Source organism: Amycolatopsis sp. NPDC034160 (assembly GCF_055575355.1).
The window spans coordinates 139774-155048 of sequence record NZ_JBVISU010000019.1; the positions used below are offsets into that span (position 1 = coordinate 139774).

The window sequence follows — 15275 nt, forward strand, 5'->3', positions numbered from 1 at the left end:
GGCGTGTTTTCACAAGTTAAGTAAGTTTCCTTACAAACACAAGATATCGCCAAGTTCTCACGAAATGAAGCAACGGTGGGTTTACAAAAGGTGGCTACTTGTCAAACGGGGTGTACATACTTTATGGTTTTGTAAACCCAGTCAATGGAGGAGGGTGCGATGAGCGAGATGACGGGCACGGTCCCGGCGGGCTCGACCGAACGGTGGACCGACCGCAAGCGATACCTGTGGCTGATCGGACTGGTCGTCCCCTCACTCGCCTTCCTCGCTATCGGGCTGCATGTCGCCACCGGCTGGGGCGTGTGGTTCTGGATCGGGCCGATCGTGATCCTGGTCGTCGTGCCGCTGATCGACCTGCTCGCCGGCCTGGACCGTAGCAATCCTCCCGACGACGTGATCGAAAGGCTGGAGCGAGACCGTTACTACCGGTGGATCACCTTCGCGTTCCTGCCCATCCAGTACGCGGGTTTCGTGGCGGCGTTCTGGCTCATCTCCCGCGGCGATCTGTCCGTTGTGGACAAGGTGGGCCTGGCGATCTCGATCGGTTGCATCGGCGGGATCGGCATCAACACCGCGCACGAACTCGGGCACAAGAAGGAAAGCCACGAACGCTGGCTGTCGAAGATCGCGCTGGCGCAGAGCTTCTACGGCCACTTCTACATCGAGCACAACCGCGGCCACCATGTCCGGGTGGCGACACCGGAGGATCCGGCCAGCAGCCGGGTGGGGGAGAGCTTCTACCGGTTCTGGCCGCGCACGGTGTTCGGTGCGCTGAAATCCGCGTGGGGACTGGAGCGCAAGCGGTATGCCCGGCGTGACCGGCATCCGTTCCGGATCGGTAACGACGTGCTCAACGCCTGGCTGATGTCGGCGGTGCTGTGGGCGGCGATGATCGCCTGGCTGGGCGTCGGCATCCTGCCGTACCTGGTGATCCAGGCGGTGATCGGGTTCTCGCTGCTGGAAGTCGTGAACTACATGGAGCACTACGGTATGCGGCGGCAGAAGGTCGGTCCGCCGAACCGGCGACGCTACGAACGGGTGGATCCCAGCCACAGCTGGAATTCCAACAACATCGCCACCAACGTCCTGCTGTATCACCTGCAGCGGCACAGTGACCACCACGCCAACCCGACCCGCCGCTACCAGACGCTGCGCGATTTCGCGGAATCGCCGGTGCTGCCGACGGGATACGCCGGGATGATCGTGCTGGCCCTGTTCCCGCCGCTCTGGCGTCGCGTGATGGACCCGCGGGTGTTCGCGCATTTCGACGGCGACATCTCCCGTGCCAACATCCAGCCGTCGAAACGCGCCAAGATCCTCGCGCGCCACGGAACCCGGGTCACCGCGCCGTCCCGCGTAGCCGCCGACACCTACGGCGACGCGTCCGAGGGTGGGATGTGCCCCGGCTGCGGCTACGTCTACGACGAGAAACTCGGCGACCCGCGTGAGGGTTTCCCCGTCGGAACACCGTGGTCGGCGATCCCGGACTCGTGGTGCTGCCCGGACTGCGGGGTGCGGGAAAAGATCGATTTCGTGGCGCCGGGAAGGGTCGGAGCATGATGAGGATCGAGGCGGACCGCGCGAAATGCGACGGCCTGGGCATGTGCGAGGCGATGGCGCCAGACTTCTTCGAAGTGGGTGACGACGGCACCGTCGTGGTGCTCGACGAGCGGCCCGGCGAGGAGTACCGGCAGGACCTCACGGCAGCCGTCGACGCCTGCCCGGTCCTCGCTCTGAAGTTGCGGGACTGATCATGACCCTGGTCGTCGTGGGAGCGTCGTTGGCCGGGCTGCGCGCGGTGGAGGCCGCGCGCCGGGACGGCTACCGTGGGCGGATCTTGCTGATCGGCGCGGAGGTGCATCCGCCTTACGACCGGCTGCCACTGTCGAAGACGTTCCTCGACGCCGACGGTCCCGGCCGGGCCGAGCCGTTCCACAGTGAGGCGGTGCTGCGCGACGAACTCGGCGTCGACCTGTTGCTCGGCGCGCCCGCGGACGGGCTCGACACAGCCGCGCGGGAAGTCTCGGTGGCGGGCCGGACCGTGTCGTACGACGCGTTGGTGATCGCGACCGGCGCCACGGCGCGACGGTTGCCCGGAAGCGAGGGGATCGCCGGGGTCCACGCGCTGCGGACCGCCGAAGACGCACTGGCCATCCGGGCCGCACTCGATCGCGGGGCACGCACGGTCGTGATCGGGGCGGGGTTCATCGGTTCGGAAGTCGCCGCCGCGGCCCGGAAACGCGGGCTGGCGGCGACGATCTTGGAGGCGCTCGACGTCCCCCTCGTCCGATCCGTCGGAGCCGAGGCCGGCGAGGTGTGCGCTTCACTGCACCGGGAGGCGGGCACGGAACTGCGGTTGTCCACGGCGGTCACCGGCCTGGAGTCGGCCGGTGGCGTGGTGACCGGCGTCCGGCTCTCGACCGGGGAGACGCTGCCCGCGGACCTGGTGGTCACCGGCATCGGTGTCGTCCCGGCCACGGGCTGGCTGGCCGGGAGCGGGGTCCCGCTGCACGAGCGCGACGGCGGCGTGGTCTGCGACGCCACCCTCGCGACCGGGATACCGGGTGTGTACGCCGCCGGGGACGTCGCGCACGCCGAGAACCCGCTGTTCGACGGCGATCTGATGCGACTGGAACACTGGACGAACGCCGCGGAGCAGGGAGCCGCGGCCGCTCGCCACGCGCTCGCCCCGGAGTCGGCGCGGGCCCTGGCGCCGGTGCCGTACTTCTGGTCGGACTGGTACGACCACCGGATCCAGTTCGTCGGCACCCCGCGCGCGGACGAGGTGGTGACCGCCGTTCCGGCTTCCGGTGGCTTCACCGCGCTGTACCGGCGCGGGGACCGGATCGTCGGCGCCCTGACCGTCGACCGGCCGCGCGAGATCATGAAGTACCGCCGACACATCGCCGGACGGGCACCCTGGCCGGAGGCGCTGGCGTTCGCGGCGGGAACGGCGGCCTAGAATGACGATCATGAGCGAGGCACCCTCCGTCTCCGCTACGGGTGGCCCGTACCGGCAGCCGATCGTTGCGGCGGCGATCGAACTGACCGTGCGCTCCGGCTGGTCGTCGGTGACGATGAGCAAACTCGCGGAGATCGTCGGCGTCAGCCGTCAGACCGTCTACAACGAACTCGGTTCGAAGTCCCAGCTGGCCGAAGCGATGATCTCGCACGAGCTCGGCAGGTTCCTCTCGGTCGTCCGGGAGGCTTTCGAACGGCACCCCGACGACCTCGTCGAGGCGATCCACGACGCCGTTCGCGGCGTTCTCGAACTCGCCGACGACAACCTCCTGCTGCGCGCCATCGTCTCCGCGACGCACGGCGCCGACACCGAATTGCTGCCGCTGCTGACGGTCCGTGCGGGCAGCCTGCTGAGCGAAGCGACGGTCATGTTGCGCGGCCGCGTGCGCTCCTACGGCCCGCCGCTGGACGCCGCGCAGCTCGACGTGGCGATCGACGTCGTCGTCCGGACGGTGCTGAGCCACATCATGCAGCCGTCGGACACCCCGGCTCGCACGGCCGACGCTTTGGCGTGGATGGCCTCGCGTGTGCTCGGGACTTCGACGGCCCGCTCACTGCGGCATCCGCCTCGAGAGTGGTAATGACGGTTATTGAGAAGAAAGACGAATGTGAGGGGCAGGGCGGAGGCGTGACGCGCGTGCTCAGAGACGGGACTCGCGTGCCTGGACCCCGCACTCGGGTGTTACGCCTCCAAGCACACGAGATCCGTCTCCAAGCACGCGAGTACGGCGCTACGTCACCCAAGCCACCACCCCGCCCGAACACGCCACGTATGCCTTAACCCTCTATAACCCCCATTACCACTCACGAGGCGGAATATCTCCGAGGAGATCCGTGAGATCACCGACGGTCCGCGCCGTGGGTTCGGTGCCGTCCGCGTCCAGGTCGGTATCGGTGGCAGCAATGGAAAACGTCGATCTTTTGGAGGCCAAACGCGGTGCCTACGTGCTGCCGGTCAAGAAGGCGGTCCGCAGGGCCGAGGGGATCGACGCAGGCGGGCTTGTTCGGGCATGTTCCAGCCGAGGACGCCGGTCACCACACCGTTCCGCCGGTACTCCGCGACGAACCGGCGTGCGGTCGGCTCGCCCTCCACAATGGACACTTCAGCGTCGGTGAAGAGGTTCCGTGCACGTGGATCTGGCCGGTCGTAGGGGAGATGCGGTTCAGCGCCCAGCACCGTGATCTCGTCCGGATGTCCCTTGCGGCGCAACGAGTCCACCGTCGCGAGCCCGGCGGTCAATCAATTGACTTAAATTGGTCGGTATCATTCGCGCTCCGCCACGTCCTCAGCTGGTTGTCGGCGTTTGTCCGTGGTCTGCTTTCGCCAGTTTCGACGGCCACCAGATCTTCCGCCCGACGTCCACCGTCAGAGCCGGTACCAGCAGCGACCGGACCAGCAGGGTGTCCAGCAGAACGCCGAACGCGACGATGAACGCGAGCTGGGCCAGGAAGAGGATCGGCAGGACGGCCAAGGCGGCGAAGGTCGCGGCGAGTACGACGCCCGCGGACGTGATCACGCCGCCGGTGACCCGCAGGCCGCGCAGGGTTCCTTCCCTGGTCCCGATCCTGCCCGCCTCCTCGCGGACCCGGGTCACCAAGAAGATGTTGTAGTCGATCCCCAGCGCGACAAGGAAGACGAAGCCGAACAGCGGGACGACCGGGTCGGCGCCGGGGAAGTCGAAGACGTGGTTGAACACCAGCGCCGAGACGCCCATCGTGGCCGCGAACGACAGCACCACCGTCGCGATCAGCAGCAGCGGCGCGAGCAGCGAGCGCAGCAGCAGGGCGAGCACGAGGAAGATCACGAGCAGGACGATCGGGATGATCACCATCCGGTCGTGTTCGGAAGTCGTCCTGGTGTCGAGCAGGGTCGCTGTCGGGCCGCCGACCTTGGTGCCCTCCACTGGGTGCACGGCCGCGCGGATCCGTTCCACGGTGGCGACGGCCGCGTCGGAGTCCGGAGGATCGGCCAGCACCGCGTCGATCTTCGCGAGCCCGCCGGCTTCACCGCTTTGACGAACGTCCGAGACGCCGGGGACGCGCGCCAGTTCGGTCACGGTCTTGGCTTGTCCGGCAGGGGTGATGAGCACCGTGGGGGAGCCGGAGCCGCCGGGGAAGTAGCGGGAGAGGACCTCCTGCCCCGCCACGGAATCGACCGGGGTGAGGAAGACGTCGGATTGGGCCGTGCCGGAAGCCTTGAGCTGCGGCAGGAACGCGCCGCCCGCCAGGAGGACGACGGTGGTGACGATCCAGATCGTGCGGGGAGCGCGCGCGACCCAGCCGGCGACGCGTCCCCAAAGCTTGCCGGTCTCGTCGCGGGGCGGAGCCACCGTCGGCCGGAAGGGCCAGAAGGCGTTGCGGCCGCACAAGGCCAGGACGGCAGGCAGGAAGGTGATCGTCGTCAGCAGGGCGGCGGCGATGCCGATGGCGGCGACCGGGCCGAGTCCCTTGTTGGAGTTCAAGTCGCTGAACAGCAGGCAGAGGACGCCGAGGATCACGGTTCCGGCGGAGGCCGCGATCGGTTCGATCGTCGAGCGCCACGCGGTGCGCAGGGCGGCGCGGGCGTCGTCGGTCGTCCGGAGTTCTTCGCGATAACGCGAGACCATCAGGAGCGCGTAGTCCGTGGCGGCGCCGAAGACGAGGATGAAGAGGATTCCCTGGCTCTGCCCGTTCAAGGCCAGTACGTCGTTGTCCGCGAGGAGGTACACCGCGAGACTCGCCGTCCCGAGGGCGAACACGGCCGACAGCAGGACGAACAGCGGGAGCAGCGGGCTCCGGTAGACGATGATCAGGATGAGCGCGACCACCGCGCCCGCGACCAGGAGCAGCAGCCCGTCGATCCCGCCGAAAGCCTCCTTGAGGTCGGCGACCTGGGCGGCGGGGCCGGTGACGAGGACCTTCAAGCCGTCGGGAGTGTCGCGAGCCAGTGCCTCCCGCAGTGCCTCGACACCGTCACCGGGATCGCCCTTGGCGTCGAGCAGGACGACGACCTGAGCCCCGGCATCGCTTTGCGGTGCGGGGACGAGCCGAGCGTTCGAGGTCCGGTCGGCGAGGAAGCGCTTGTCGCCGTCGGTCAGGCCGGACGGCCGCTCGGCGACGACGATCGCCGGGATGACGGCGGCGCTCGAGAACCGCTTCTGGAGTTCGCCGACCTCGGTCGCCTCGGCCGAAGCGGGGAGGAAACTGCTGCTGTCGTTTTCCGTGACCTGGCTCAGTTTGCCCGCGTACGGGCCGCCGAAGCCGCCGAAGATCAGCCAGGCGACCGCCACGAGGGCGGGGAGTAGCCAGCGCAGACGTGACCGGGTGCGGGTGGGGCGTTCGACTTCCGAGATCATGAGCGGATGGCTCCCGTGGCAGTACTACTTCGACGAGTGAATAGTTCGACGATCGAAATAGTAGAGTGGTCACCCGGACGGTGCAGCGCGAGGGGAGGTTTCGGACGTGGCTGAAGTCGAAGCTGAAGACAATGAGGAGGTCACGGACGCCCTGCTCGTCCTCTTGCTGCGTCAACTGACCGTCGAGTCCGACCGGTTCGCCGAGATGTTCGGGGAGGCGCACGGCCTGCACCGGACCGACCTGAACGCGCTCGCGGTGATCATGGACGCGGCCAAGATGGGCGCACCGATGAGTCCGAGCCGGTTGGCGGAGGCGCTGCACCTCAGCGCGTCCGCGACGACCGCGGTGCTCGACCGGCTCGAGCGGGCCGGCCATCTCTACCGGGACCGCAGCGCGACGGACCGGCGCAAGGTCGAGCTGCGTATGCACGACCAGGCACGCCAGATCGGGGCCGAGTTCTTCCTGCCGCTGGGTGAGCGTTTTTCCGCGGCATGGCGGGACCTGGGGCGGGACGAGCGCCGGACGGTCGCCCGGTTCCTCCGGAGCAGCATCGCCGCGACGGTGGAGGTCCGCGGGCGCCTGGCCCCCTGAACGGGCCACTCGGGCTGCGCCACCGGCCTCCGCCGGGAAGACTCGGTGGAATGCGATGTGTGGTGCTCGGTGCGACGGGTTATGTCGGCGGGCGGCTGGTGCCCCAACTGCTCGACGCCGGCCATGAAGTCCGCGTGGTGGCGCGCTCTCCGGAGAAGGTCGCCGAAGAGCCGTGGCGGGATCGGGTCGAGGTCGAACGCGGCGACGTCACCGATCCGGCGTCGATCAAGCAGGCGCTCGCCGACGGCGAGGTCGTCTACTATCTCGTGCATTCCCTGTCGCGCAAGGATTTCGTCGAAATCGACCGGGAGGCGGCGCGCACGGTCGCCGAGGCCGCGAAGACGGCGGGCGTGCGACGGCTGGTGTACCTCGGCGGCATCGTGCCGGACGACGACGAGTTGTCGCCGCATCTGGCGTCGCGGGCCGAGGTCGGCCGGGTCCTGCTGGAGTCCGGGGTGCCGGCCATCGTCCTGCAGGCCGCGGTGATCATCGGTTCGGGTTCGGCGAGTTTCGAGATGCTGCGCTACCTGACCGAGCGGCTCCCGGCGATGGTCACCCCGCGCTGGGTGCACAGCCGCATCCAGCCGATCGCCATCCGGGACGTGCTGCACTACCTCGTACACGCCGCGGAACTGCCGTCCGACGTGCAAGGTGCCTTCGACATCGGCGGCCCCGACGTCCTGACCTATTTGGACATGATGCGCCGCTACGCCGTCGTCGCCGGGCTGCCGAGGCGAGCCATCGTACCCGTGCCGGTGCTGACGCCGTGGCTCTCGGCGCAGTGGGTCAACCTGGTGACCCCCGTGCCGAAGTCGATCGCCGCCCCGCTGATCGAATCGCTGGTGCACGAGGTGGTCTGCCACGACCACGCGATCGCCGAGCACATCCCCGACCCGGAAGCGGGCCTGGCCCATTACGAACACGCCGTCGAACTGGCGCTGACCCGGATCCGCAACGCCGACGTACCGACCCGCTGGTCCGACGCGTCGACCGCATCGGCACCTTCGGATCCGCTCCCGAGCGACCCGGACTGGGCGGGCGGGACGGTCTACGAGGACAAGCGCGAACAGAGGACGGACGCCTCGCCGGAAGCCCTGTGGGACGTCATCGAGTCGATCGGTGGCGAGCACGGCTGGTACTCGTTCCCGCTGGCGTGGTCGGTCCGAGGCTGGGCCGACCGGCTCGCCGGCGGCGTCGGGCTGCGGCGCGGCCGCCGGGATCCGCGACGCCTGCACCTCGGCGAGGCACTGGACTGGTGGCGCGTCGAATACCTCGACCGGCCACGGCTGCTGCGGCTCCGCGCGGAAATGAAACTGCCGGGGCGGGCCTGGCTCGAGCTCGGCGTCGAGGCCGACGGGAACGGCGGGGCGATCTACCGGCAGCGCGCGGTGTTCGAACCGCACGGCTTCGCCGGGCACGCGTACTGGAAGGGGATCGCGCCGTTCCACGGTGTCATCTTCGGCGGCATGGTCCGCAACATCACCGGGGCGGCGCAGAAAGCGGCCATGCCGTCGTGAGCGGCGATTCCGTTGTGGCGCTTTGCGGGTCGAGAAGGCGCCTACGCGTCTCGTAAGTTTGTTGCTCGGCGCAGTTGTTTGGCCGCAGGTTGACCTCTATGGGGTGAAATGAGCGGCGGCTGACCGCTACGCTAATCGGGCTAGCACATGTGTTCGATCTTCGGTATCGTTCAGGTCATGGCCAGTTGGCATGCCGCCTCTCGCGCCCTTGACCGCCGAAGCCGCCGCGAAGGGCGCGGTCGGCGGCGCGCAGATCGACGCGATCATCCGCCCCCTCGCCCGCATCTCCTCCACCGTCTCGGAAGGGGATGTGCGGGGTGGGGAGGAGATCCTGGTCGAGCTGGCCCGCCGGACAGCATGCTCGACATGACCCCGGCGAGCGTGCCCTTGATGGCGCCGAGGTCAGCCGAAGACTCGACGCTGGATCTCGCGGCGGTAGTCCTGCAGCGTGTTGTCCAGGTGGACGGCGGTGGCCTGTGCCGCGGCTTCCGGGTCGCCGTCGCGGATCGCCCGGTAGATGGCGGCATGCTCCTCGATTGCTCCCTCCGCGTGGCCGCCGACCGTGCCGTGCAGGCCGATGGTGCTGGACTGGCGTTGAAGGCGGCGGGCCTCGCGCACCGAGGCGACCAGGAAGTCGTTGTGTGACGCGGCGGCGATGCCCAGGTGGAAGTCGTCGTCGCCGCGATCGAACAGCGCGGCCTGATCGGTCAGGTGGCCCTGGTGGCAGGTTTCGGCGGCGGCTTCGATGGCTCGCAGTTCGGCCGGTGTCGCCCGGGTGGCCGCCAGCCGGCTGGCCGCGGTTTCCTGGACCCGGCGGAACTCGAAGAGCATGTAGACGTGGTCGAGGTCGGTGGGCAGGAAGAATCCTCCCCAGCGTGCCGAACCCAGCATGCCGTCGTCGTCCGCGACGTAGAGCCCCCTGCCCTTCTGGGCCCGGATCCGGCCGATGGCCGAGAGGATCTTGACCGCTTCCCGCACCACGGTACGACTCGAGCCCAGCCGGGTGGCCAGGTCGTTCTCGGTGGGCATGCGGTCACCTGGCCGCAGTTTCAGCTCGGCGATGAGGTGCAGGATCCGCTCGGCCACCAGTTCGTAACCGGGCCGGTACCCGCCGGACGAGCCGACATCCTGCTCCCGCGCGGGCGCGCCGGCGCCGGCCGGTAGAGGCTCACTGTCCACCTGCATGCCTCCTACATCGTAGGACCACCAGAAGAGTGTGAGTCATCGTCGGACTCCACCTGACCCTACCTGCGCGGCGTGTGGACGTTGCCCTCGCGACAGGGCCAAACGGACGCGGCAGGTTCCGATGATCGGCGGATTAGTCAGGTTCATCTCTTGACTGACTGCGTTCGGGCGGCTGTTATGTGTGATCTAACCAAGGTACTCCGTCCTGGCGTTCTCATGGACCCCAGTAATGATTCGGTTGTTGCCTGCCTGTGGCGCAAAAATGAGTAAGACACATACTGGAAGTTTGAGCTCGCAGTGCCTCGATCGGTCGGCACCACAACGTAGTGGAGTAGCTCATGACAGCGAAGTTCGACGCGGGCGGCGAAACGACTTCCAGGAAGGGCCGCGGGCGGACGGCGTTGCTGGCCGGTGGTGCCGCCCTGGTCCTGGCCGCGGTCGCAGCCTGCGGCAATGGTGGCGGGCCCGCGGGCGCCCAGAACGAGTTCACGCCGGTGGAACAGACTGGCGGCAAGTTGACGGTGTGGGTGGATTCGACGCGTCTGGCCGCCGCACAGCTTTATCAGAAGCAGAACCCTTCGGTGCCGATGGACATCGTCACCTACGACGGTGGCGCCAACGGCTCGAACTACCTGCAGACGAAGGTGAGTCTGTTCAATCGGACCGGGAGTGGCTGGCCGGACGTGGTCTTCAGTTCGCAGAACAACGAGACCACCTGGGCTGTACAAGCGAAGTTCACCGCGCCGCTGAACAAGGGACTGATCCCGCAGTCGCTTCTCGACGGCTGGGCTCCCCGTGCCAACGACCCGTGCCTGGTCGAGGGCACGCTTTACTGTCTGCGCAACGATCTGTCCCAGACCGTGCTCTGGTACGACGCGTCTTTGATGAAGCAGTGGGGGTACCAAGTCCCCACGACCTGGGAGCAGTACCAGGCACTCGGTGAGCAGGTCGCCGCCGAACACCCCGGCTACCTGGTCGGTTCCGCAGGCGACACGTTCACCCCGGAAATCTATCTGTGGGCGGGAAAATGCGGCGCCAACCAGATCACCGGGCCCAAGGCCGTCACAGTGAACACCAGCAGCCTGGAATGCACCCGGATGGCCTCGCTGCTCGACACGTTGATCAAGAACCGCACGCTGTCCACCAGCAGCGTGTTCAGTTCGGACTTCGGCAAGAACCACGCCGACAAGATCCTGATGATGCCGGGGCCCGCGTGGTACGGAGGCTCGCTGTTCCAGGGTACGTTCAAAGTTCCGCCAGGCCGGACCGCGGTCGCCCCGATGCCGCAATGGTCCGGCGATGGCACCCCTTCGGTCGGCAATGTCGGCGGTGGTACCTGGCTGTTGTCCGCCCGCAGCGCGAATTTGAAGGCGGCCACCGACTTCCTGACCTGGGTGACCACGTCGGATGACTATCAGGGCAAGACCGCCCCCGGCTACCCGGCATACGAGCCCGCGGCGAAAACCTGGCTGGCGAACCAGAACTCCTCCGGGTACTACGCCCAGGACATCGCCCCACCGCTGCAGGCCGCGGCGGGGCAGGTGTGGCCGGGCTGGGGTTACGGGCAGTTCAGCCAGGAGGCGATCTGGGCGGCGACGGTCACCCCGGGGCTGAACGCCGGCAAGACCATCGTGTCGATGCTCCCGGAGTGGCGGAAAGCGATCGCCGACCACGCGCGGTCCGACGGCTACCAAGTCAGCCCATGACCTCGCCGTCGAGCGCCGTAGCGCGCCGGCGTGGCCGCGCCGGTTACGGTTTCGTCGCGCCTTACGTGGTACTGCTGGCCGGGTTCGGGGTCGTGCCGATCGGTTACGCGTTCTACTTCGCCTTCACCGATTCCCAGGGCGACTTCGTCGGGTTGGCGAACTTCACCACCGCCGCGAGCGACTTCCGGTTCGCCTCGGCCGTCGGGCATGTCGCGCTCTACCTGGTCTTCTGGTTGGCCACCCTAGTGGTGTTCGTGGTCGGCCTCGCACTGCTGCTGCACCGCGTGACCTCCCGCGCCCTCGGCAGGTCCTTGCGTTTCCTGTACTACCTTCCCGGCGCACTGTCCGGAGCGGCGAGCGTCCTGGTCTGGCTGTTCCTGCTCGATCCGGCGGTCAGCCCGGTCGGCTTCCTGTTGCGTGCGTTCGGTTTCGACACCTTCGGCCAAGTGGTGGCGCCGGGACACCTGCCGGTCCTGTTCACTCTCATCGCGTTCTGGACCGGCGCCGGCGGGTGGATCGTGGTGCTGTACGGGGCGTTGAACAACATCTCACCGGACCTTGTCGAAGCGGCACGAATCGACGGTGCTGGACCCTGGCAGATCGCGCGGCGCATCCAGCTTCCGTTGCTGCGCAAATGGATCGTCTACATGGTGATCCTGGCGTTCGCCGGTGGGACGCAGTTGTTCGTCGAGCCGCAACTACTGTCTCAAGCGAGTGTCGGAGTCGCCGGTCGTGACTATTCGCTTAACCAGCTTTCCTACGACTTCGCCTTCCAGAACGACAACGTCAACACCGCCGCCGCCATCTCGGTCGAGCTGCTGGTGGCCGGGCTCATCGCCGCGGGTCTGTTCGTCGCGCGATCGAGGTTCTTCGATGCCGACTGACACCCGGCGGTCCACGCTCGGCTCCGGCCCCGTCACCGCGCCGCGACCGGTGATCTCGCGCCGCGCGCGTCCTCGCCGCGACCTGCCGAACCCACTGTCCACAGTGGTCCTTGTGTTCTTCCTGCTCTTCTTCGCGCTCCCGGCACTCTGGCTGGTGCTGGCCGCCACCAAGACCGACGACCAGCTCGTCCACGGCCACCCGCTGTCCCTCGGGTCGTGGCAGGCGCTACGGGCGAACTGGGAAGCGCTGACAGCATTCGGAGACAACGCGATCTTCGGCTGGCTGGGCAATTCCGCGCTGTACTCGTGTCTCGCGCTGGTCATCACGCTGTGCGTGGCGATTCCGGCCGGATACGCGCTCGCGATGACCGAGTTCCTCGGTCGGCACACGCTGCTGGTGGCCACCCTCGTGGTGATGCTCATGCCCAACGCGACCCTGGTGGTACCGCTCTTTCTCGAGCTCAACGCCGTCGGCCTGATCGGCTCGATCTGGTCGATCGTCCTGCCGTACTCGTTCTACCCGTTCGGCGTGTACCTGGCCTACATCTTCTTCACCACCGCGCTGCCGAGGGAACTGCTGGACGCCGCCAGACTCGACGGCTGCTCGGAATTCGGGGTGTTTCGCCGCGTCGCCCTGCCACTGGCCGCTCCGGTCGTCGCACTGGTCGGTTTCTTCAGCTTCGTGACCAACTGGACCAACTACTTCCTTCCCTACGTCCTGTTGCCCGCGAGCGACCGTTTCCCGGTCCAGGTCGGCCTGGGCGAGTTGCTCAACAACGTCCCCCAGTTCAATCCGACCGTCGGCGAACTCGCGGTCCAGCGCCCCCAACTGGCGCTGGCGACCCTGGTGGCCATCATCCCGGTACTCGTCGTCTTCCTTTTCTCCCAACGATTCCTCGTCGCCGGAATGCTGGCCGGCGCGACCAAGGAGTGATCGCCCCACCCGCGGAACGGAGAACGCCCCGGATGCATCCCGTCATCACCGCCTCGGTGCCCCTGCTCGAGCCGCCGAACTGGGCGATCGCGCAACGTGAACTGTTCGACCTGCTCGACCATGCCTGGCGCCGGTTCGAGCACGACTTCACCGGCGCCGACGGGCAGCTGAACTACCAGGCCCGGCTCACCTCACGCGACGGCGTGGACGACTTCTACGAGACCTTCTTCAACTGGCCCCAGCTTTACCTTCTGGGTGGTGCCGATGACCTCCTGCCCGCGTCCGAATGGCATTGGGAGGGGGTCACCCGCCAGCTCACCGGACTGGGCATGCTCCACGGCGAGTACGAGCGCGGCTACGACTGGTTCCATCAAGGCGAAAGCCTGCAGATGTTCTACTTCCTGTGTATGGCCGCGCCCGATCGCTGGGCCGAGCGGGCACTGCGCTTCGCGGAGCTCTACGTCGACCCGGCGCACGGCAACTACGACCCCGAACACCGGATCATCCGCCGGCCGCACAACGGCAGCGATCCGCACCGGGAAGGGTTGTTCGACGGCGAGTCCTATCCTTGGCTGCCTCAAGAAGCCCGCATGTACGGCTTTCCGCTGGACTGGGTGCTGCCTCCGGGCGAGGCCGAACCGCGGCGAGATCGGGACCCGCGCCTCGGCGAGGAAATGCGACGGCGGATGGCAGTGGGCGACACCGCGGTCAACCTGGCGGCCTCGGGGCTCGTCCTCAACGCGTTGCTGCTGTCCGGAGAGCAGCGCTATCGGGACTGGATCGCCGATTACGTCGGGGCGTGGCGGAAGCGGGCCGACGGCAACGGCGGCATCGTCCCCGACAACGTCGGCCCGGATGGCACGGTCGGCGGGTTGCTGGATGGTCGCTGGTATGGCGGACACTACGGCTGGTCCTGGCCACACGGTTGGTACAGCGTCGGGCACGCCGCGATGATCGCGGCGCTGGCGGCGGTCGCGGCGACCGGCGACGAGTCCTTTCTCGACCTGGTGCGGCCCGCCCTCGACGAGGTCATCCAACAGGGCAAGACGATGGCGTTCACCGAGGCGGACTCCAGCCTGAAGTCCAGGTGGATCGTGCAACTCGGCGAGGACGTCCACACACCCACCTTGCTCGTACCGTTCCGGCACGGCGACCGGGGATGGTTCGACTACAACCCGATGCTGATGTCGGTCCCCGCCGCGCTGTGGCATCACTCGGCCGCACCCGCCGACCGGAAGCGCGTCGAGTCGCTGCGTAATGCCAGTGGCCACGACTGGCGCACCGTGCGACCGTTCCGGCTCAAGGAGGAGGCCGGGCACGAAGAGCCCTGGTTCGCCTTCCTCGCCGGGGACAACCCCGACTACCCGGAACGGATCCTGGCCGCCGCGCAGGCGCAGGTGCGGCACCGCCTCGCCCGGATGGAGCGCCACCGAGAACACGACGTGTCCGAGGCCGACATCCACCTGTGGCAGCAGTCGAATCCCGTCGTCACCGAGGCACTGGTACAACTCACCTGGGGTGGTCCGCAGGTGATCTACAACGGTGGTCTGCAGCAGGCTCGGGTGCGTTACTACGACGCCGAAGCCCTGCGGCCCGGCCTGCCGCCCTCGGTGGCGGCACTCGTGTCGAGCATCGACCCGGAGGCGACCACGCTCGACCTGGTCAATCTCGATCCCGGAACCGCGCGTTCCGTTGTCGTGCAGGCGGGGGCGTTCGCCGAGCACTCCATCCGCTGCGTGCGGCACACCGCCTGCGAGGACTCGTCTTGGCTCGGTGACCTCTACGACTACGGACATCGTCAGCCGACGGTGACTTCAGTGTCCACACAGGTCGACGGCCCGTGGCTCGGAGTCGACTTGCCTCCCTCCACCTGTGTCCGCCTGACGCTGCGCCTCGACCTGCGAGACCAGCCTCCGTCCTACCGCACACCCTTCGACGCGTTGCCTTTCACCGGCACCCCGTCGGCACGCGCTCAGACGACTTGACGATCACCGAGTCCATCCTTGACCCAGCGTCACCGTGGTCGTGAGTGGCGAGTCGGGTTGCCACCCGAACCGCCACCCCCAACCCACCCCACCCGACGGGCCTTTGGCCAACACCG

At 67.7% G+C, this 15275-nt stretch carries 13 protein-coding genes and 2 pseudogenes; 12 read left to right on the forward strand and 3 right to left on the reverse strand.

Features of this window, described 5'->3' with window-relative positions:
- Positions 1-159: 159 nt before the first annotated feature.
- From ACZ54P_RS30965 to ACZ54P_RS30985, 5 genes and pseudogenes are all read left to right on the forward strand, one after another.
- Positions 160-1560, forward strand: a complete 1401-nt coding sequence (locus tag ACZ54P_RS30965) for a fatty acid desaturase (protein ID WP_465465126.1) — start codon at positions 160-162, stop codon at positions 1558-1560.
- Positions 1557-1751, forward strand: a complete 195-nt coding sequence (locus ACZ54P_RS30970) for a ferredoxin (RefSeq protein ID WP_465465127.1) — start codon at positions 1557-1559, stop codon at positions 1749-1751. The genes ACZ54P_RS30965 and ACZ54P_RS30970 overlap by 4 nt, the downstream gene beginning before the upstream one ends.
- A 2-nt stretch (positions 1752-1753) precedes the next feature.
- Entirely contained in the window at positions 1754-2962 is a 1209-nt protein-coding gene (locus ACZ54P_RS30975; RefSeq protein ID WP_465465128.1) for an NAD(P)/FAD-dependent oxidoreductase, read from the forward strand.
- Position 2963: 1 nt separating this feature from the next.
- Complete coding sequence (locus tag ACZ54P_RS30980; RefSeq protein WP_465465129.1) at positions 2964-3602, forward strand: TetR/AcrR family transcriptional regulator; 639 nt, start codon at positions 2964-2966, stop codon at positions 3600-3602.
- A 322-nt stretch (positions 3603-3924) separates the two neighbouring features.
- A pseudogene (locus tag ACZ54P_RS30985) lies at positions 3925-3984 on the forward strand (hypothetical protein); the annotation flags it as partial.
- Here the strand turns inward: ACZ54P_RS30985 and ACZ54P_RS30990 are convergent.
- Positions 3977-4161, reverse strand: a pseudogene (locus ACZ54P_RS30990) (hypothetical protein); the annotation flags it as partial. The pseudogenes ACZ54P_RS30985 and ACZ54P_RS30990 overlap by 8 nt on opposite strands.
- A gap of 146 nt (positions 4162-4307) precedes the next feature.
- Positions 4308-6356, reverse strand: a complete 2049-nt coding sequence (locus ACZ54P_RS30995; RefSeq protein ID WP_465465130.1) for an MMPL family transporter — start codon at positions 6354-6356, stop codon at positions 4308-4310.
- Positions 6357-6462: 106 nt separating this feature from the next.
- Here ACZ54P_RS30995 and ACZ54P_RS31000 point away from each other — a divergent pair, with 106 nt between their 5' ends.
- From ACZ54P_RS31000 to ACZ54P_RS31010, 3 genes are all read left to right on the forward strand, one after another.
- Positions 6463-6948 (forward strand): MarR family winged helix-turn-helix transcriptional regulator, encoded by a 486-nt coding sequence (locus ACZ54P_RS31000; protein WP_465465131.1) that lies wholly within the window; start codon positions 6463-6465, stop codon positions 6946-6948.
- Between the two features lie 50 nt (positions 6949-6998).
- Complete coding sequence (locus tag ACZ54P_RS31005) at positions 6999-8465, forward strand: SDR family oxidoreductase (protein WP_465465132.1); 1467 nt, start codon at positions 6999-7001, stop codon at positions 8463-8465.
- A gap of 190 nt (positions 8466-8655) precedes the next feature.
- Positions 8656-8835 carry a hypothetical protein gene (locus tag ACZ54P_RS31010; RefSeq protein WP_465465133.1) on the forward strand — a complete coding sequence of 60 codons (180 nt, stop codon included), beginning with the start codon at positions 8656-8658 and terminating at the stop codon, positions 8833-8835.
- A 32-nt stretch (positions 8836-8867) separates the two neighbouring features.
- Here ACZ54P_RS31010 and ACZ54P_RS31015 read toward each other — a convergent pair whose 3' ends face one another.
- Complete coding sequence (locus ACZ54P_RS31015; protein ID WP_465465134.1) at positions 8868-9644, reverse strand: FadR/GntR family transcriptional regulator; 777 nt, start codon at positions 9642-9644, stop codon at positions 8868-8870.
- A 344-nt stretch (positions 9645-9988) separates the two neighbouring features.
- Here ACZ54P_RS31015 and ACZ54P_RS31020 point away from each other — a divergent pair, with 344 nt between their 5' ends.
- From ACZ54P_RS31020 to ACZ54P_RS31035, 4 genes are read left to right on the forward strand one after another with little or no spacing between them, the layout of a single operon-like run.
- Positions 9989-11356, forward strand: coding sequence for an ABC transporter substrate-binding protein (locus ACZ54P_RS31020; protein ID WP_465465135.1), 1368 nt, complete (start codon positions 9989-9991; stop codon positions 11354-11356).
- Entirely contained in the window at positions 11353-12240 is an 888-nt protein-coding gene (locus ACZ54P_RS31025; RefSeq protein ID WP_465465136.1) for a carbohydrate ABC transporter permease, read from the forward strand. The genes ACZ54P_RS31020 and ACZ54P_RS31025 overlap by 4 nt, the downstream gene beginning before the upstream one ends.
- Positions 12230-13174, forward strand: coding sequence for a carbohydrate ABC transporter permease (locus ACZ54P_RS31030; RefSeq protein ID WP_465465137.1), 945 nt, complete (start codon positions 12230-12232; stop codon positions 13172-13174). The genes ACZ54P_RS31025 and ACZ54P_RS31030 overlap by 11 nt, the downstream gene beginning before the upstream one ends.
- A 32-nt stretch (positions 13175-13206) precedes the next feature.
- Complete coding sequence (locus tag ACZ54P_RS31035) at positions 13207-15159, forward strand: DUF8034 domain-containing protein (RefSeq protein ID WP_465465138.1); 1953 nt, start codon at positions 13207-13209, stop codon at positions 15157-15159.
- The last annotated feature ends 116 nt before the right edge of the window (positions 15160-15275 follow it).

Coding starts and splice junctions, on each gene's coding strand:
- ACZ54P_RS31020 (WP_465465135.1), top strand. CDS start 9,989: ATGACAGCGAAGTTCGACGCGGGCGGCGAAACGACTTCCAGGAAGGGC.
- ACZ54P_RS30970 (WP_465465127.1), top strand. CDS start 1,557: ATGATGAGGATCGAGGCGGACCGCGCGAAATGCGACGGCCTGGGCATG.
- ACZ54P_RS30965 (WP_465465126.1), top strand. CDS start 160: ATGAGCGAGATGACGGGCACGGTCCCGGCGGGCTCGACCGAACGGTGG.
- ACZ54P_RS31025 (WP_465465136.1), top strand. CDS start 11,353: ATGACCTCGCCGTCGAGCGCCGTAGCGCGCCGGCGTGGCCGCGCCGGT.
- ACZ54P_RS30975 (WP_465465128.1), top strand. CDS start 1,754: ATGACCCTGGTCGTCGTGGGAGCGTCGTTGGCCGGGCTGCGCGCGGTG.
- ACZ54P_RS30995 (WP_465465130.1), bottom strand. CDS start 6,356: ATGATCTCGGAAGTCGAACGCCCCACCCGCACCCGGTCACGTCTGCGC.
- ACZ54P_RS31005 (WP_465465132.1), top strand. CDS start 6,999: ATGCGATGTGTGGTGCTCGGTGCGACGGGTTATGTCGGCGGGCGGCTG.
- ACZ54P_RS31010 (WP_465465133.1), top strand. CDS start 8,656: ATGCCGCCTCTCGCGCCCTTGACCGCCGAAGCCGCCGCGAAGGGCGCG.
- ACZ54P_RS31035 (WP_465465138.1), top strand. CDS start 13,207: ATGCATCCCGTCATCACCGCCTCGGTGCCCCTGCTCGAGCCGCCGAAC.
- ACZ54P_RS30980 (WP_465465129.1), top strand. CDS start 2,964: ATGACGATCATGAGCGAGGCACCCTCCGTCTCCGCTACGGGTGGCCCG.
- ACZ54P_RS31030 (WP_465465137.1), top strand. CDS start 12,230: ATGCCGACTGACACCCGGCGGTCCACGCTCGGCTCCGGCCCCGTCACC.